This window comes from Limnohabitans radicicola, assembly GCF_014837235.1.
Taxonomy (GTDB): domain Bacteria; phylum Pseudomonadota; class Gammaproteobacteria; order Burkholderiales; family Burkholderiaceae_C; genus Limnohabitans_A; species Limnohabitans_A radicicola.
Window position 1 is genome coordinate 635,381 of record NZ_JACYFT010000001.1, and the last position, 15,700, is coordinate 651,080.

14 protein-coding genes are annotated in these 15,700 nt (G+C 61.8%); 9 read left to right on the top strand and 5 right to left on the bottom strand.

Annotated features, from left to right (window positions below):
- Positions 1-173 precede the first annotated feature (173 nt).
- Genes IC609_RS03225 through IC609_RS03240 form a run of 4 tightly spaced genes read right to left on the bottom strand, consistent with a single transcriptional unit; the run spans position 174 to position 3,698 of the window.
- The gene (locus IC609_RS03225; RefSeq protein ID WP_191818001.1) at positions 174-1,037 is read right to left on the bottom strand and encodes a fumarylacetoacetate hydrolase family protein; all 864 of its coding nucleotides are present in this window, start codon (positions 1,035-1,037) and stop codon (positions 174-176) included.
- 23 nt (positions 1,038-1,060) lie between these two features.
- Positions 1,061-1,819: an SDR family NAD(P)-dependent oxidoreductase gene (locus IC609_RS03230; RefSeq protein WP_191818002.1), complete on the bottom strand. Its 759-nt coding sequence runs from the start codon at positions 1,817-1,819 to the stop codon at positions 1,061-1,063.
- Between the two features lie 17 nt (positions 1,820-1,836).
- The gene (locus IC609_RS03235; protein WP_191818003.1) at positions 1,837-2,586 is read right to left on the bottom strand and encodes an SDR family oxidoreductase; all 750 of its coding nucleotides are present in this window, start codon (positions 2,584-2,586) and stop codon (positions 1,837-1,839) included.
- A complete protein-coding gene (locus IC609_RS03240) occupies positions 2,583-3,698 on the bottom strand; it encodes a mandelate racemase/muconate lactonizing enzyme family protein (protein ID WP_191818004.1) in 1,116 nt (371 codons plus the stop codon). Before IC609_RS03240 ends, IC609_RS03235 begins: the two co-directional genes overlap by 4 nt.
- Positions 3,699-3,858: 160 nt before the next feature.
- Between IC609_RS03240 and IC609_RS03245 the strand changes: the two genes are divergently transcribed.
- The 8 genes from IC609_RS03245 (at position 3,859) to manD (ending at position 12,972) form a co-directional block, all read left to right on the top strand.
- Entirely contained in the window at positions 3,859-4,581 is a 723-nt protein-coding gene (locus IC609_RS03245; RefSeq protein ID WP_191818005.1) for a FadR/GntR family transcriptional regulator, read from the top strand.
- A gap of 64 nt (positions 4,582-4,645) precedes the next feature.
- Positions 4,646-5,635 (top strand): sialic acid TRAP transporter substrate-binding protein SiaP, encoded by a 990-nt coding sequence (locus IC609_RS03250; RefSeq protein ID WP_191818006.1) that lies wholly within the window; start codon positions 4,646-4,648, stop codon positions 5,633-5,635.
- A gap of 78 nt (positions 5,636-5,713) precedes the next feature.
- Entirely contained in the window at positions 5,714-6,289 is a 576-nt protein-coding gene (locus tag IC609_RS03255; protein WP_191818007.1) for a TRAP transporter small permease, read from the top strand.
- Between the two features lie 22 nt (positions 6,290-6,311).
- Positions 6,312-7,706: a TRAP transporter large permease gene (locus IC609_RS03260; protein WP_191818008.1), complete on the top strand. Its 1,395-nt coding sequence runs from the start codon at positions 6,312-6,314 to the stop codon at positions 7,704-7,706.
- Between the two features lie 9 nt (positions 7,707-7,715).
- On the top strand, positions 7,716-9,242 hold the full coding sequence (locus IC609_RS03265; RefSeq protein ID WP_191818009.1) for a UxaA family hydrolase: 1,527 nt from the start codon (positions 7,716-7,718) through the stop codon (positions 9,240-9,242).
- Positions 9,243-9,252: 10 nt separating this feature from the next.
- Positions 9,253-10,305 carry a malate/lactate/ureidoglycolate dehydrogenase gene (locus IC609_RS03270; protein WP_191818010.1) on the top strand — a complete coding sequence of 351 codons (1,053 nt, stop codon included), beginning with the start codon at positions 9,253-9,255 and terminating at the stop codon, positions 10,303-10,305.
- A 25-nt stretch (positions 10,306-10,330) separates the two neighbouring features.
- Positions 10,331-11,743, top strand: a complete 1,413-nt coding sequence (locus IC609_RS03275) for a mannitol dehydrogenase family protein (RefSeq protein ID WP_225223969.1) — start codon at positions 10,331-10,333, stop codon at positions 11,741-11,743.
- Between the two features lie 17 nt (positions 11,744-11,760).
- Entirely contained in the window at positions 11,761-12,972 is a 1,212-nt protein-coding gene (manD, locus tag IC609_RS03280; protein ID WP_191818011.1) for a D-mannonate dehydratase ManD, read from the top strand.
- Positions 12,973-13,258: 286 nt separating this feature from the next.
- Here the strand turns inward: manD and IC609_RS03285 are convergent, their stop codons facing one another.
- Positions 13,259-14,224: a Bug family tripartite tricarboxylate transporter substrate binding protein gene (locus IC609_RS03285; RefSeq protein ID WP_225223970.1), complete on the bottom strand. Its 966-nt coding sequence runs from the start codon at positions 14,222-14,224 to the stop codon at positions 13,259-13,261.
- Between the two features lie 203 nt (positions 14,225-14,427).
- Here IC609_RS03285 and IC609_RS03290 point away from each other — a divergent pair, with 203 nt between their 5' ends.
- A complete protein-coding gene (locus IC609_RS03290; RefSeq protein ID WP_191818013.1) occupies positions 14,428-15,687 on the top strand; it encodes a D-alanyl-D-alanine carboxypeptidase family protein in 1,260 nt (419 codons plus the stop codon).
- Positions 15,688-15,700: the final 13 nt, after the last annotated feature.

Below are 15,700 nucleotides of genomic sequence, written 5' to 3' on the forward strand. Positions count from 1 at the left end.
GTGGGGTGATTTTTCGGAGGTTCATGGGGCAAAAATAGAACGGTCGTGCTATTTTGCACGAATTCCGATCTTGCGCACCATGACCTTGCCAGTTTGAGGGTAAATCCCGAGCCCTACCCTGGGCCATCGGCCGCCAGCCAGCCCCTGAGGCGCTGGCGGCATGGGATGCACGGTCAGGCCTTGAAGGCGACCACTTTCTGGGTTTGTGTGCCCAGGCCATCGATGCCCAGGTGCATCACGTCGCCGCGCTTGAGGTAGACCGGCGCGGGCTTGCCGTCCTTCTTCACCCCCATGCCCACACCGGGAGGCGTGCCCGTCGTGATGATGTCACCGGGCTCGAGCGTCATGAACTGGCTCACGTAGCTGACCAGCTTGGCCACGCCAAAAATCATGGTCTTGGTGTTGCCGGTTTGGTAGCGCACGCCGTTCACATCCAGCCACATGCCCAGGGCTTGCGGGTTGGGCACTTCGTCGCGGGTGACCAGCCAGGGGCCAACGGGCCCGAAGGTATCGCAGCCCTTGCCCTTGTCCCAGGTGCCACCCAGCTCCAGTTGGTATTCGCGCTCACTCACATCATTGACCAGGCAATAGCCGGCCACATGGCTGATCGCGTCTTTTTGCGAGACGTAGCGTGCACGGGTGCCGATCACGATGCCCAATTCCACTTCCCAGTCGGTCTTCTTGGAGCCTTTGGGCAGCATGACATCGTCGTCCGCGCCTTGGATGCAGGAAATCGCCTTGGTGAAAACGATGGGCTCTTTGGGGATCGGCATGCCCGACTCGGCCGCATGGTCGGCGTAGTTCAGACCGATGGCGATGAACTTGCTGGTCGACGAAATGGGGGTTCCAAAACGTTTTTTGCCGCGCACCAAAGGCAGTTTGTCAGTCTTGACCTTGGCCAACTTGGCCAGCGCCTTGTCGTTCAACAGGTCGGGTGTGATGTCCTTGACCACAGCACTCAGGTCACGCAAGCGGCCATCGGTGTCGATCAGACCTGGTTTTTCTTTGCCGGGTTGGCCATAGCGAACGAGTTTCATAAAACCTCTCAGTGTGAAAAAAATCAATACGTGGAACGGCCTCCGGACAGGTCAAAGACCGCGCCGGTGGAGAAGGAACATTCTTCGGTGCTCAGCCAGGTCACCATGGCGGCGACTTCTTCAGGCTCGCCAAAGCGGTCCATCGGAATTTTGGACAACATGAACTGGATGTGCTCAGGCGTCATTTGATCAAAAATCGCCGTCTTCACAGCCGCCGGGGTGACACAGTTCACGCGCACACCTGTGCCGGCCAGCTCTTTGCCCAGCGATTTGGTGAGCCCAATCACCGCCGCCTTGCTTGCACTGTAGGCGCTGGCGTTCGGATTACCGTCTTTACCCGCTACCGAAGCGATGTTGACGATGCGGCCGTAGTTGCGCGCTTTCATGTGCGCACTGAGCTCGCGGCAGCAATGGAACAGGCCATGCACATTCACATCGAAAACCTGCTTCCAGGCCTCCACCGGGTAGTCCCAGACCTGGGTGTTCGGGCCCGTGATGCCTGCGCTGTTGACCAGCACATCAACCTCCGCCAGAGCAATGGTGTGTGCTGTGGCCCGCACCACCGACGCGTGATCGGTCACATCGAGCGGCACCGTGTGAACCACGGCTCCGGGCTGCGCGGCTCTCAGCTGCTCAGCAGCAGCGTCCAGACCCGCCGCATCACGGTCCCAGACGGTGACGCGTGCACCAGAAGCCAGCATGCGCTGAGCAATGGCAAAACCCAGACCGGTGGCACCACCGGTGATGACCGCATGGCGGCCTTTCATGTCGAGCAAGTTCATGTGTTCTTTCCGGGCCGTCAAATGGTCATGCCACCATCGACCATGTAGGCGTTGCCCGTGGCGAAGATGGACTCGTCCGATGCAAGGAAGGTGACGATGGGCGCGATCTCCGAGGCCTGCGCCAGCCGACCCATGGGCTGGCGGTTGATGAAGTCCTTGCGCGCCTGCACCGGGTCGGCATAGCTGTTGATGCGGTCCTGCAGCGAAGGCGTGTCCACGGTGCCGGGGCAAATCGCGTTGCAGCGGATGCCTTGACGCACAAAGTCGGCCGCCACGCTCTTGGTCAGCCCAATCACAGCCGCCTTGCTGGTGCCATAGATGAAACGGTTGGGCAAGCCTTTGACGCTGGAGCAGACGCTGGCCATGTTGATGATGCTGCCGCCGCGCCCGTCTGTCTCGAATTGCGCCACCATTTTGGGAATGACCGCCTGGATCATCCAGAACTGCGAGCGCACGTTCAGGTTGAAAGCGAAGTCCCATTCTTCGTCTTTGGCCTCCACGATGGAGCCGTTGTGCACAAAGCCTGCGCAGTTGAAGACCACATCAATGCGGTCCATGCGGGCCACCTGCGCAGCGATCGCGTTTTTGTCGAGCACGTTCAGCACCGCAGTGTGCACATTGGCCACACCCTGATACGACTGGAGCAAGTCGGCGTTCACATCGGTGGCATAAACGGTCGCGCCTTCAGCGGCCATGGCCAGCGCCGCGGCCTGACCGATGCCTTGACCAGCGGCAGTGACCAGTGCGGTTTTTCCTTTGAGTCTCATGGGGCTTGGATCTCCAGATGGGTGATTTGTCTATGCGTGATGGCAGCCCAGTCCCAGGCAATGCCCAAACCGGGCGTTTCTGGCGGATGGGCATAGCCCCCCTCCACTTTCATGCGTGAGGTGGTGATGTCGTCCAGCTGCGGGATGTACTCGACCCAGGTGGCGTTGGGTACGGCCGCGCACAGACTCACATGCAGCTCCATCAAAAAGTGCGGGCACACCGCCACGTCAAATGTTTCGGCCAGATGCGCCGTCTTGATCCAGGGCGTGATGCCACCGATGCGCGCTACATCGGGTTGCACAATGGAGCAGGCACCTTGCTCCAAGTACTCTCGGAACTGCATGGGGTGGTACATCGACTCACCCACCGCCACGGGGATGGTGGTGTGCTCGCGCAGCTGGCGGTGCCCAGACACATCTTCTACGGGCAAGGGCTCTTCGATCCAGGCCAGGCCCAGGCCATCGAATGCCCGGGCCCGTCGCACAGCTTCGGCCCGGTTGAAGCCCTGGTTGGCATCGGTCATCAGTTCAAAACCCGGGCCCACCGCCTCACGCACAGCAGCAAGGCGAGCCACATCTTCGCTCACATGCGGGCGACCGATTTTGATCTTGGCACCTTTGAAGCCATGCGCCTGGGCTTCCAGGGTCTGGTCCACCAAGGCCTCGGGCGACAAATGCAGCCAGCCGCCTTCGGTGGTGTACAGCGGTACCCGCGCTTGTGCGCCGCCCAGCAACTTCCACAAGGGCAGCCCCTGGCTTTGCGCCCGCCAATCCCACAAAGCGGTGTCCACACAGGCCAGCGCCAAGCTGGTCATGGCACCGACAGCGGTGGCGTGGGTGTGGAAAAACAGGTCCTTCCAGATGGCCTCCACCCTGACCGGGTCGCGCCCGATCAAGCGCGATGCCAGGTGGTCCTTGAGCAAGGCGATGACCGAAGACCCGCCCGTGCCAATGGTGTAGGCATAACCCGTGGCCTCGATGCCGTCGCTGCAGTGCAGCGTGAGCAAAAGGGTTTCCTGCGTTACGAAAGACTGGATGGCGTCGGTGCGCAAGACCTTGGGCGGCAAATTCACCTGCCGCAGGCTGATGCGCTCGATGGTGACGGTGGACATGGCGTGCGGATCTTGGCAAACATGAGGACACCCATGTGGGCGGCAGGCATGCGGGTTTGTGCGGGGGAGAAATGGCTTGACCGGCCAATTCTTAACGTGTGATGATTGTGCAACTGGTCTGACCAATTGTCCAATTCACGTTATCCCTGATTCGCGTCGCATGCCCATCCCAACCGCCGAGCCCCAGCGCCTGTACCGCCAGATTGCCGAGCAACTGCGGCAGCTGATGGCGTCTGGCGAGTTCGCGGTGGGGTCACGACTGCCCGCCGAGCGGGACCTGGCTGTGCAACTCGGTGTGAGCCGCCCCTCGGTGCGCGAGGCCCTGATCGCGCTCGAAGTCGAAGGCATGATCGAAGTGCGCACAGGTTCGGGCATTTATGTGCAAAGCGCCAAAGCACTCAAGCCCGCTCTCCCCAAAAAGGTGGGCGATACCCCTGCCGAATGGGGCCCACTCGAAGTGATGAGCGCACGCATCCTGGTCGAGTCAGAAGTCGCTGCACTGGCGGCACAAAACGCCCAAAAAAAAGACCTTCAGGCCATCCGCACTGCACTGCAAAAAATGAAGCAGGAAGCGGCCCGGGACGAGGTGCCGCGCCAGGGGGATGAAGCGTTTCACGAAGCGATTGCACAGGCCTGCGGCAACAGCGTTTTGCTCGACACCGTGCAACGCTTTTGGGAAGCCCGCAACGGACCCCTGTTTGCGCGCCTGGGCGACTACTTTGAACACCCCGCGTCCTGGCAAGCGGCGATTACCGAACACCAGGCGGTGCTGGATGCCATCGAGGTCAGCAACGCCAACGCTGCCCGCAAAGCCATGCAAAAGCACCTGAAGCAGGCCCACAAAAGATACAGCGCGAGCTGGCGCCGCGCTCCCGCCCGTTAGCTGCTGGCTACGGGGTATGCAGTTTTTCTGCGTCAGCCATTTTCAAAACCACAAGGAGACAACGATGAGCAAACGATTCACCCTGAAAACCCTGGCCGCACTGGGCGCTGTTGCGATCGGCTCGATGCTGATCAGCACCGGCGCACAGGCTCAGCAAAAACTCAAATGGGCCCACGTGTACGAGACGTCCGAGCCCTACCACATCGACTCGGTCTGGGCCGCTGAAGAAATCAAAAAACGCAGCAACGGCAAGTTCGACATCCAGGTCTTCCCCGCCTCCACCCTGGGCAAGGAAACCGACATCAACCAGGGCCTGACCCTGGGCACGGTGGACATGATCATCAGCGGCACATCGTTTGCTGCCCGCACCTACCCACGCTTTGGCATCGCTTACTACCCCTTCATCTTCCGTGACGCCGACCACCTGATCGCCTATTCCAAGAGCCCCATCTTCCAGGAGATGGTGAACGACTACCGCGCCAAAACCGGCATCCAGGTCACCGCATACACCTACTACGGCGCACGCCACACCACCGCACAAAAGCCCTTCACCACCTGCGAAGGCATGAAAGGCCTGAAGATCCGCGTGCCCGATGTGCCCGCCTACACCGCCACCCCCAAGTCCTGCGGCGCCAATCCCACTCCCATCGCTTTTGCCGAGGTGTACCTGGCCTTGCAAAACGGCACCGTGGATGCACAAGAGAACCCTTTGACCACCATCGAAGCCAAAAAGTTCTACGAGGTGCAAAAAGCCATCATGCTCACCGGCCACATCGTGGACGGCCTGACGACCCAGATTGCACCGCACCTGTGGAACAAACTGAGCGACGCCGAGAAGAAGATGTTCACCGAAGTGACGCAGGAAGCGGCCAACCGCTCGACCGCCAAGATCAAGAAGCGTGAAGCCGAACTGGTCGACGAGTTCAAGAAGAAAGGCCTGCAGATCGTGCAGGTGGACCGCAAGACCTTCCAGGATGCCGTGCTGAAAAACGCCCCTCTGGAATCGATGGGTTACACCAAGGCCGACTACGACAAGATCCAGGCCGCTAAATAAGCCTGTGCCACCCTGCCAGTCAGGCGCATGCCTGACTGGCCCTTTTGCCTGATTTCTTCCTGAATCCAAGGATTCCCCATGAGCGACCTTCCCGATCTGGATGCCATGCCCAAAGTCATGGGCGACGATGGCCAGTTCCATGCCACCGACGACGAAGTCGACCTGTCGGGCACCCCCGTCGAAGCCTGGGTGGCACTGGGTTTTTTCTGGCTGCTGGGTGCCACGGTCTTTTACCAGTTCATCACGCGTTACGTGATGAACAACTCGGCCTCATGGACCGAAGAAATTGCCCGCTACATGCTGATCGCCACCGTATTCACTGGCGCGACGATCGGTGTGGCCAAGAACAACCACATCCAGGTGGACTTCTTTTACCGCTTCATGCCCACCTGGCTGTCCCGCTTCATGGGCACACTGGTCGATGTTTTGCGGCTGGCCTTTTTTGCTGCCGCCACCGTATTGACGGGCCAGATGATGGACAAGCTGGGCAGCTACAAGATGACCATCATCGACTTGCCCATGAACCTGGTCTACGGCGTGGTCATGGCCGGTTTCGCGGCCATGACACTGCGCGCCATTTGGGTGGCCCGCGTGCACTGGCAACGAGGCTACACCGTGCTCGAACGACCCGAGTCTGAAATGACCGACCGTTGAATCGCCCTTAGAAAGTTATCCCATGTTGAAGATTCTTTTTCTCTTTCTGATGAGCGGCGGCATTCCGGTGGCCATTGCCATGGCGGGCGCGTCCTTGCTGTATTTGTTTTTCGTCGAAAGCTCGCCGCCTTTTGTGGTCATCCACCGCATGGTCTCGGGCATCGACAGCTTTCCACTGCTGGCCGTGCCGTTTTTCATCTTGGCCGGCAACCTGATGAACAACGCGGGCATCACCAACCGCATCTACAACTACGCGCTGGCCCTGGTGGGCTGGCTCAAGGGTGGTTTGGGCCACGTCAATGTGGTCGGCTCGGTCGTTTTTGCCGGCATGAGTGGCACCGCCATTGCCGACGCAGCAGGCCTGGGCACCATCGAGATCAAGGCCATGAAAGACCACGGTTACAGCACCGAATTTGCCGTCGGTGTGACGGCGGCTTCGGCCACGCTCGGGCCCATCATCCCGCCCAGCTTGCCTTTTGTGATCTACGGCATGATGGCCAATGTGTCCGTGGGTGCGCTGTTCCTCGCGGGTATCCTGCCCGGCGTGCTCATGGCCATTTTGATGATGCTCACAGTGGCCTTCTTCGCCCACAAGAATGGCTGGGGCGCCGATGTGAAATTCGACTGGGCCAAAGTCATCAAGGCTCTGGTCGAAACCGCTGTGGTCATCGGCTGGCCCCTGTCCATCTGGTGGTTGGTCACCCAAATGAACACACCGCCGCAGATCACGGTCTTTGCAGCCTTGTTCGCCCTGTTCGTCGCTGACAAACTGTTCAACTTCCAGGCTGTGCTGCCCATCATGACGCCTGTGCTGCTGATCGGCGGCATGACCACGGGCGTGTTCACCCCGACCGAAGGTGCGATTGCCGCCTGCGTCTGGGCCATTGCGCTGGGTTTCTTCTGGTACCGCACACTCAACTTCAAGATGTTCGTGAAGATCTGCTTGGACACGGTGGAGACCACGGCCACTGTGCTGTTCATCGTGGCAGCGGCCAGCATTTTTGGCTGGATGCTCACCGCCACCGGCGTGACCTCGGCCATCAGCGAATGGGTTTTGGGTTTCACCCAAACACCCTGGATGTTCTTGTTGCTGGCCAACTTGCTGATGCTGTTTGTCGGCTGCTTCCTCGAACCCACAGCGGCCATCACCATCCTCGTGCCGATCCTGGTGCCGATTTGCCAGAAGCTGGGCATTGACCTGGTGCACTTCGGCCTGGTCATGGTGCTCAACCTGATGATCGGCTTGCTGCACCCGCCCATGGGCATGGTGCTGTTTGTGCTGGCCCGTGTGGCCCGCCTGAGTGTGGAGGCCACCACCCGCGCCATCTTGCCTTGGTTGTTCCCTTTGCTGGGTAGCCTGGCCATCATCACCTACTTTCCCAGCTTGGTGCTGTGGTTGCCCAAGCAGTTTTATTGAGGCCTTGCCATGAGTTCTTTCATTCGCTTGCACCCTGCCGATGACGTGGTCATCGCCCGCGCTCAACTCATGAGCGGCAGCAGCGTCGACGCCATTCCCGTACGCGGCCTGATTCCGCCCGGTCACAAGATCGCCACCCGCGCCATCGCGGCTGGTGAGCCCGTGCGCCGCTACAACCAGATCATTGGCTTTGCTTCACAGGCCATTGCGCCGGGTGAGCATGTGCACACGCACAACCTGAACATGGGCGCTGAAAAAGGCAACTTCGAGCGCGACTACGCCATTGGCCAAGACGTCAAGCCCGAACCAGCACGCAAGCAAGCGACTTTCATGGGCTACAAACGCAGCGATGGCCGCGTGGCCACACGCAACTACATCGGCGTGCTCTCCAGCGTGAACTGCTCGGCCACCGCTGCACGCGCCATTGCCGACCATTTTTCCAAACGCAACAACCCCGCGGCACTCGCCAACTTCCCGAATGTGGACGGCGTGGTGGCTTTGACCCACGGCACGGGTTGCGGCATGGACACCGAAGGGCTGGGCATCCAGTTGCTGGAGCGCACACTGGCCGGTTACGCCACCCACGCCAACTTCTGGGGTGTGGTGGTGGTGGGTCTGGGCTGCGAGGCGAACCAACTGGGCACCTGGCTGGCGCACAGCAGCCTGCGCGAAGGCGACACGCTCAAGGTCTTCAACATCCAGGACACGGGTGGCACACGCCTCACGGTCGAAAAAGGCATTGCCTTGATCGAAGAGATGCTGCCCCGTGCCAACGCCATCGCCCGTGAGCCTTGCAGTGCCGAACACATCACCGTCGGTTTGCAGTGTGGTGGCTCGGATGGTTATTCGGGCATCAGCGCCAACCCGGCTTTGGGCGCGGCGGTGGACCTGCTGGTGCAGCACGGTGGCACCGCCATCCTGAGCGAAACGCCCGAGATTTATGGGGCCGAGCATTTGCTCACGCGCCGCGCCGTCAAGCCCGAGGTGGCGCACAAACTGATCGAGCGCATCCGCTGGTGGGAAAACTACACCGCGATCAACGGCGGCGAGATGAACAACAACCCCTCGCCCGGCAACAAGGCGGGTGGCCTGACCACCATCCTGGAAAAATCATTGGGTGCGGTGGCCAAAGGCGGCACCAGCAACCTGCAAGCGGTGTACGAATACGCCGAACCGGTCACCGCCAAAGGCTTTGTCTACATGGATACGCCCGGCTACGACCCTGTGAGCGCCACGGGCCAGGTGGCCGGTGGTGCCAACCTGATCTGCTTCACCACCGGTCGCGGCAGCGCCTACGGCTGTGCGCCATCGCCCAGCCTCAAGTTGTCGACCAACACCGCGCTTTGGAAAAAGCAGGAAGAAGACATGGACCTCAACTGCGGCGAGATCGTGGACGGCGGCGTGAGCATCGCCGAGATGGGGCAGCGCATTTTCGAAATGATCCTGGCTGCGGCCTCGGGCGAACCCACCAAGAGCGAGCGCCACGGCTACGGCCAAAACGAATTCGTGCCGTGGCAAGTCGGCGCGGTCATGTGAGGAAAGCGGCATGAGCCACACCATTTCTGCCCAGGACCTGCGCATCAAAGTCGCCCGCATCATTGAACAAGCGGGCAGCGCCCCAGCGGAGGCCGCACAGGTGGCCGACAACCTGGTCATGGCCAACCTGAGCGGGCACGACTCGCATGGCGTGGGCATGGTGCCGCGCTATGTGGACGCGGTGCTCGAAGGGGGGCTGTCACCCAACACCGGCGTGAAGGTCCTGCTCGACACCGGCCCCTTGCTCAACCTGGATGGCCAGCGCGGTTACGGCCAGATCACGGGCGTGCAGGCCATGCAGATGGGCATCGAGCGCGCCAAGCAACACGGTGTGTGCACGGTGGCGCTCAGCCGCTCGCACCACCTGGGCCGCATCGGCCACTTTGCCGAAATGGCCGTGGCACAGGGTCTGGTGTCGGTGCATTTTGTGAATGTGCTCTCGCGCCCCGTGGTCGCGCCTTTTGGCGGTGGCGACGGTCGCTTTGGCACCAACCCTTGCTGCATCGGCGTGCCCATGGGCGACAGATCCCCGTTTGTGCTGGACTTTGCCACCAGCCGCGTGGCCCAAGGCAAGATGCGCGTGGCCCACAACAAAGGCGAGCAAGTGCCGCCCGGCTACCTGATCGACGAACACGGCCACCCCACCACCGACCCCGGCGTGGTGGTGGTGCCGCAGTCCAACGGGCTGTTCGGTGCACTCATGACCTTTGGCGACCACAAGGGCTTTGGCATGGCCATGGCCTGCGAACTGCTGGGCGGCGCGCTCACCGGCAGCGGCACCTGGCATCGCGAGGCCGACCAGCAACGGGCTGTGTTGAACGGCATGCTGACGATGCTGATCGACCCGGTGCGTCTGGGCACACAAACGATGTTCGAACAAGAAGCCCTGGCCTTTGCCGACTGGCTGCGCCAAAGCCCCGATGCCCCGGGCAGCGAAGGCGTGCGCATCGCGGGTGAGCCCGAACGCACTGCGCGTGCCCAGCGGCAAGAAAGCGGCATCTGGATCGACGACGCCACCTGGGCCGAGATCGAGGCGTCTGAACACAAACTCTTACAGCGCTGAGCGCCTCGCGCCCGACGTATTCTCCATGCGCACCATGCACCTGACTGCCGCCTCACTGGGCACTTTGCCATCCTCCATCCAGACACCAAGGTACGACCGCACAGCCCACGCCCCCGGTGTGGTGCATCTGGGTCTGGGGGCTTTTCATCGGGCCCATCAGGCCATGGTGTTTGACCAGCTTTTGGCCACAGGCGACACGCGCTGGGGCATCCACGGTGTGGGCATGACGCGGCCCGATCTGGTGAACCAGCTGCGCGCGCAAGACGGGCTGTACGCGGTGCGCGTGGCCGACGGGCAAGGCGTGAGGTGGCAAGTGCCCGGTGCGCTTTGGCGCATGAGCGTGGCCACCACCGAACGCGAAGCGGTGGTGCAGGCCATGGCCGCGACCAACACCCGCTGGGTCACCCTCACCGTGACCGAAAAGGGCTACACCCCAGCCCTCGCTCAGCTGCTGCTGGACGGCTTGCGCCTGCGCCAACAAACAGGCCTGCCCGGCATCACCGTGGCCTCGTGTGACAACCTGCAAGGCAATGGACACAAGTTGTTGGCTTTGGTCAAAGCCGCTGCCACCGCGCAAGACACCGAGCTGCTGCGCTGGCTGGATGTGCAATGCGCTTTCCCGTGCAGCATGGTCGACCGCATCGTGCCCGCTGCCACACCCGAAGTGAGGGCCGCCGCGCAAGAGGCATTGGGCATGCAGGACCACTGCGCCCTGAGCACCGAAGGCTTTTGGGAATGGGTGATCGAAGACCGTTTTGCCGATCCGAAAGATGCCGCCCTGCTGCAAAGCGCGGGAGTGCGCGTGACGAACGATGTGCACAGCTACGAAGAAGCCAAGCTGCGCATGCTCAACGGCAGCCACTCTGCCATGGCACTCATGGGCGCGGTCACGGGCAGGCCATTCATTGCCAGCTGCATTGGTGTGCCGCATATCCGTGAATTTGTTCACCGCTTGATGAGCCGCGAAGTCGCGCCACACCTGAGCCGCAGCGACTGGGCCGACTACCGCGACGCGCTGATCGCACGCTTTGGCAACCCCTACCTCAAGCACAGCGTGCACCAGATCGCCACCGACAGCTCACAAAAAATCCCGCAGCGCTGGCCACCCTCGGTGCTGGGACAGATCACGCAGGGCGCTTCGTTTGAACACCACGCGCTGGCCGCAGCCGTGTTCGTGCGTTACACCCTGGGGACAGACGAACTAGGCCAGACCTACTCCCTGAGCGACCCGCAAGCCGACAGCCTGATGGCCCTGGGCTCCGCCCAACGCAGCGAGCCCGAGACCTGTGTGCGCGCCCTGCTGGCCCGCGAAGACCTGTGGGGCAACGCCCTGCCGAGCAACGCCGCATGGACCGCCCGTGTGATCCACTGGCACCAACAAGTCTTGCAGCGCGGTGTGGACGCGGCCATCCAGCAACTGCTGGCCCAGGAAGCCTGAACACGGAGGCCCACGCCATGAAAATCACCGCCGCCCGCGTCATCGTCTGCAGCCCCGGTCGCAACTTCGTCACCCTCAAGATCGAAACCGATCAAGGCGTGTACGGCATCGGCGACGCCACGCTCAATGGCCGCGAGCTGGCCGTGGTCAGCTACCTGGAAGACCATGTCATCCCCTGCCTGATCGGGCGCGACCCGCAGCAGATCGAGGACATCTGGCAATACCTTTACAAGGGTGCCTACTGGCGGCGCGGTCCGGTGACCATGAGCGCGATTGCCGCCGTGGACACCGCGCTGTGGGACATCAAAGCCAAGATGGCGGGCATGCCGCTGTACCAGCTGCTGGGTGGACGCAGCCGCACTGGGGTGATGGTCTACGGCCACGCCAATGGCCGCGACAGCGCCGAGACGGTCGACGAAGTGCTGCGCCACAAGGAAGAAGGTTACCTCGCCATCCGCGCCCAGAGCGGCGTGCCGGGCCTGAACAAGGTCTATGGCGTGAGCGGTGCAAACCGCCTGTACGAGCCTGCCGACGGCAACCTGCCCGGCGAGCACGACTGGAGCACCGAAAAGTATTTGCGCCACACGCCCGGCCTGTTTGAAGCCGTGCGCGAAGCTGTGGGCCCCGACATCCACCTGCTGCACGATGTGCACCACCGGCTGACCCCCATCGAAGCGGGCCAGCTGGGCAAAGCGCTGGAGCCGGTGCGGATGTTCTGGATGGAAGACCCGACCCCGGCCGAAAACCAGGATGCCTTCCAGTGGATACGCCACCACACCACCACACCCATTGCGGTGGGCGAGATTTTCAACAGCATCTGGGACTGCAAGACGCTGATCGAGAAACAGCTGATCGACTACATCCGCACCACCGTGGTCCACGCAGGCGGCATCACGCACCTGCGGCGCATCGCCGATCTGGCCAGCCTGTATCAGGTGCGCACCGGCTGCCACGGCGCAACCGACCTGTCCCCAGTGTGCATGGGCGCGGCCTTGCACTTTGACACCTGGGTGCCCAACTTTGGCGTGCAGGAGTACATGCCGCACAGCGAAGACATGCTGTCGGTTTTCCCGCATGACTGGCGCTTTGAGCGCGGCATGATGCACTGCGGCGAGTCACCCGGCCACGGCGTGGACATCGACGAGAAGCTGGCCGCCAAGTACCCGTACCAACGGGCCTATTTGCCGGTGAACCGGCTGCAGCATGATGGAACGCTTTGGAATTGGTAAATCGGGCTGACCTCAGAAGGTCTGCTTTACCGCGAGACCGGTCAGCGTCCACCGCGCGATGCCCTGTTTCGGTCAGGCGCCGTCTTGGCCATTGCACCCGGTTGACAAGCACGGCAGGTCAACCACTTGCCAAGCTGGTGCGAGATGATTGGCTAGGACATAAGCCCCAGCAGATCGCCTGAACCGGACAGTGCCATCAGAGCCACTGTGGCATTGACCATCGCATTCACAGAGAAAGAACCCGTTGGAATGGACACGGCCCTGTTTGGGCCGCTTGCATTGGGGCTCAATCGAGCGCGGCCTTGGACTTCTGGATCACGCCCGCCAGTCGTGCGGACTCGGCCTGAATGTATTGAACAAACTGTTCACGTGTGGGCGTGAAGGGCTCGTAGCCGAACGAGACAAACTTCTCGCGCACATCGGGCTCGGCCAGGGCCTTGGCGATGTCAGCGTTGATCTTTTCAGCCACGGCTTTGGGCAGGCCTTTGGGGGCAGCGATCGCAGTCCAGCCGCTGACTTCAAAGTCCTTGGGTCCACCGGATTCCACCACCGTGGGCACATCCTTGAAGGCTGGCAGGCGCTTGGGTGCAGCAATTGCCAGAAACTTGAGCTTGCCCGCACGGTACAGCGGACCTGCCGTGGCACTGGTGCCCAGCGCAAACGCCAGCTCGCCTGTGGCCACGCCCGTGTAGAGCTGCGTGGTTTCCTTGTAGATGACGTGCTGCATCTCGGTGCCAGTCACGGTCTCAAACAGGGCCGAACCCAGGTGCACCGGATTGCCCACCGACCAGGAGCCGTAGTTGAGCTTGCCGGGATTGGCTTTGGCGTCCGCCACGATGTCAGCCACGTTTTTGTACTTGCTGTCGGTAGCTGCGGTGACAAAGAAATAGGTCTTGAACAGCGGCAGCAGCACATCGAAGTCATTGGCTGCGTTGTAGGGCAGCTTCTTGAACAGGTGCGGGTAGGCGGTCAGGTGAACGTTGTCCAGCTGGATGAGGTCGGTGCCGTCGGTGGCCCCGCGTTTGAAGGCATCGATGGCGATGAAACCGTTGCCGCCAGGGCGGTTTTCCACTGTGACGGGCTGGCCCCAGCTTTTGGACAGCTTGTCGGCCACCAGACGCGCCACGCCCTCAGGACCACTGCCAACCGGAAAGGGGGTGATGATGCGCACAGGCTTGGAGGGGAAGGTCTGAGCTTGGGCAGCCAGGGTCAGGCCGACAGTGAGGAGTGCGAGAAATCGTTTGATAAACATGAGGGACATTTGGCAGAGAGCGCATGATGGTGGATGCCAATGGTCCTGGAAATTCCCAAAAGAATAAACGGGGTTAGCGCTTCTATCTGATATAGAAGATTTGCATATCCCATTGCACGGCCCTTGGTTGGGCCTTTTCGCAGATTGCGCTCGTCAAATCTCGGCACGAATCCGCGACAATCGGGGTTCTACCGATGAACACCATGCACACCCCCACTTTCTCCAAACTCTCGCTTGCCCTCGCCATTGCCGTGGGTGCCCTGATTTCCGGCTCCAGCGCCTTCGCGGCCAAGCACCCCAAAGCCAAGGCAACCGCCTCCAAGCCTGCTGCCACCAAAAAAACGGCCATGGCCACAAACGCCCTGCCACCGCTGGAAGCGCAGGTTGCCCTGGCGGCCAACCCACCTGCGCTGCCGGCCAAAGCCTGGCTGCTGATGGACTTTGACTCTGGCGAGGTGCTGGCCGCGGCCAATGCCGATGAAGCCTTGCCCCCGGCATCGCTCACCAAGATGATGACCAGCTACATCGTCGAGCAGGCGCTGCGCTCGGGCAAGCTCAAACCCACCGACCTGGTCACCGTGAGTGAAAACGCCTGGTGCCGTGGCACCAGCGCCGAGTCGTGCATGTACCTGCCGCTGAACAGCCAGGCCACGGTCATCGACATCCTGCGCGGCATCATCATCCAGTCGGGCAACGATGCCTCCAAGGCGATTGCCGAGCACTTGGCTGGCTCCGAAGCGGGCTTTGCCAAGCTGATGAATGCCGAGGCCCAGCGCCTGGGCATGACGCACACGACCTTCGTCAACCCCACGGGCCTGCCCGATCCGGCGCACAAGTCGTCGGCACGTGATCTGGCCATCCTGGCGCGGGCCATCATCAAGGACGGTGCCGAGTACTACCCGATCTACGCCGAGCGCGAGTTCAAGTACAACGGCATCAAGCAAGGCAACCGCAACGCCCTGCTCTACACCGACCCCACCGTGGATGGCCTCAAGACCGGCCACACAGCCGAAGCGGGCTTCTGCCTGGTCACGTCTTCCAAGCGCAACGACATGCGCCTGATCTCGGTCATCCTCAACACCCACAGCGCTCAGGCCCGGGCCGATCAGACGCGCACGCTGCTCGGCTGGGGCTTTGGCAGCTTTGAAAAGGCCACACCGATCGCCGCCAACGCGGTAGTCGCCACCGCCAAGGTCAGCTTTGGCAAGGCCGACACCGTGGCTGCCGGTCTGGGCAGCCCCTGGATGCTGACCGTGCCCCGTGGCACGGCAGTGCAAACCGCCGTGCAGCTCAACCCCGGTCTGGAAGCCCCGGTGGCCAAAGGTACCGTGATCGGCAAAGTGGTGGCCACATCGAACGGCAAGCCGGTGGGCGAAGCCCCGCTGGTGGCGCAGGCCGAGGTGGAGCGCTCGGGTCTGTTGCTGCGCGGCTGGCAGCACCTGCTCAAGTTGTTCGGAAAATAAGCACCCTCAAAGC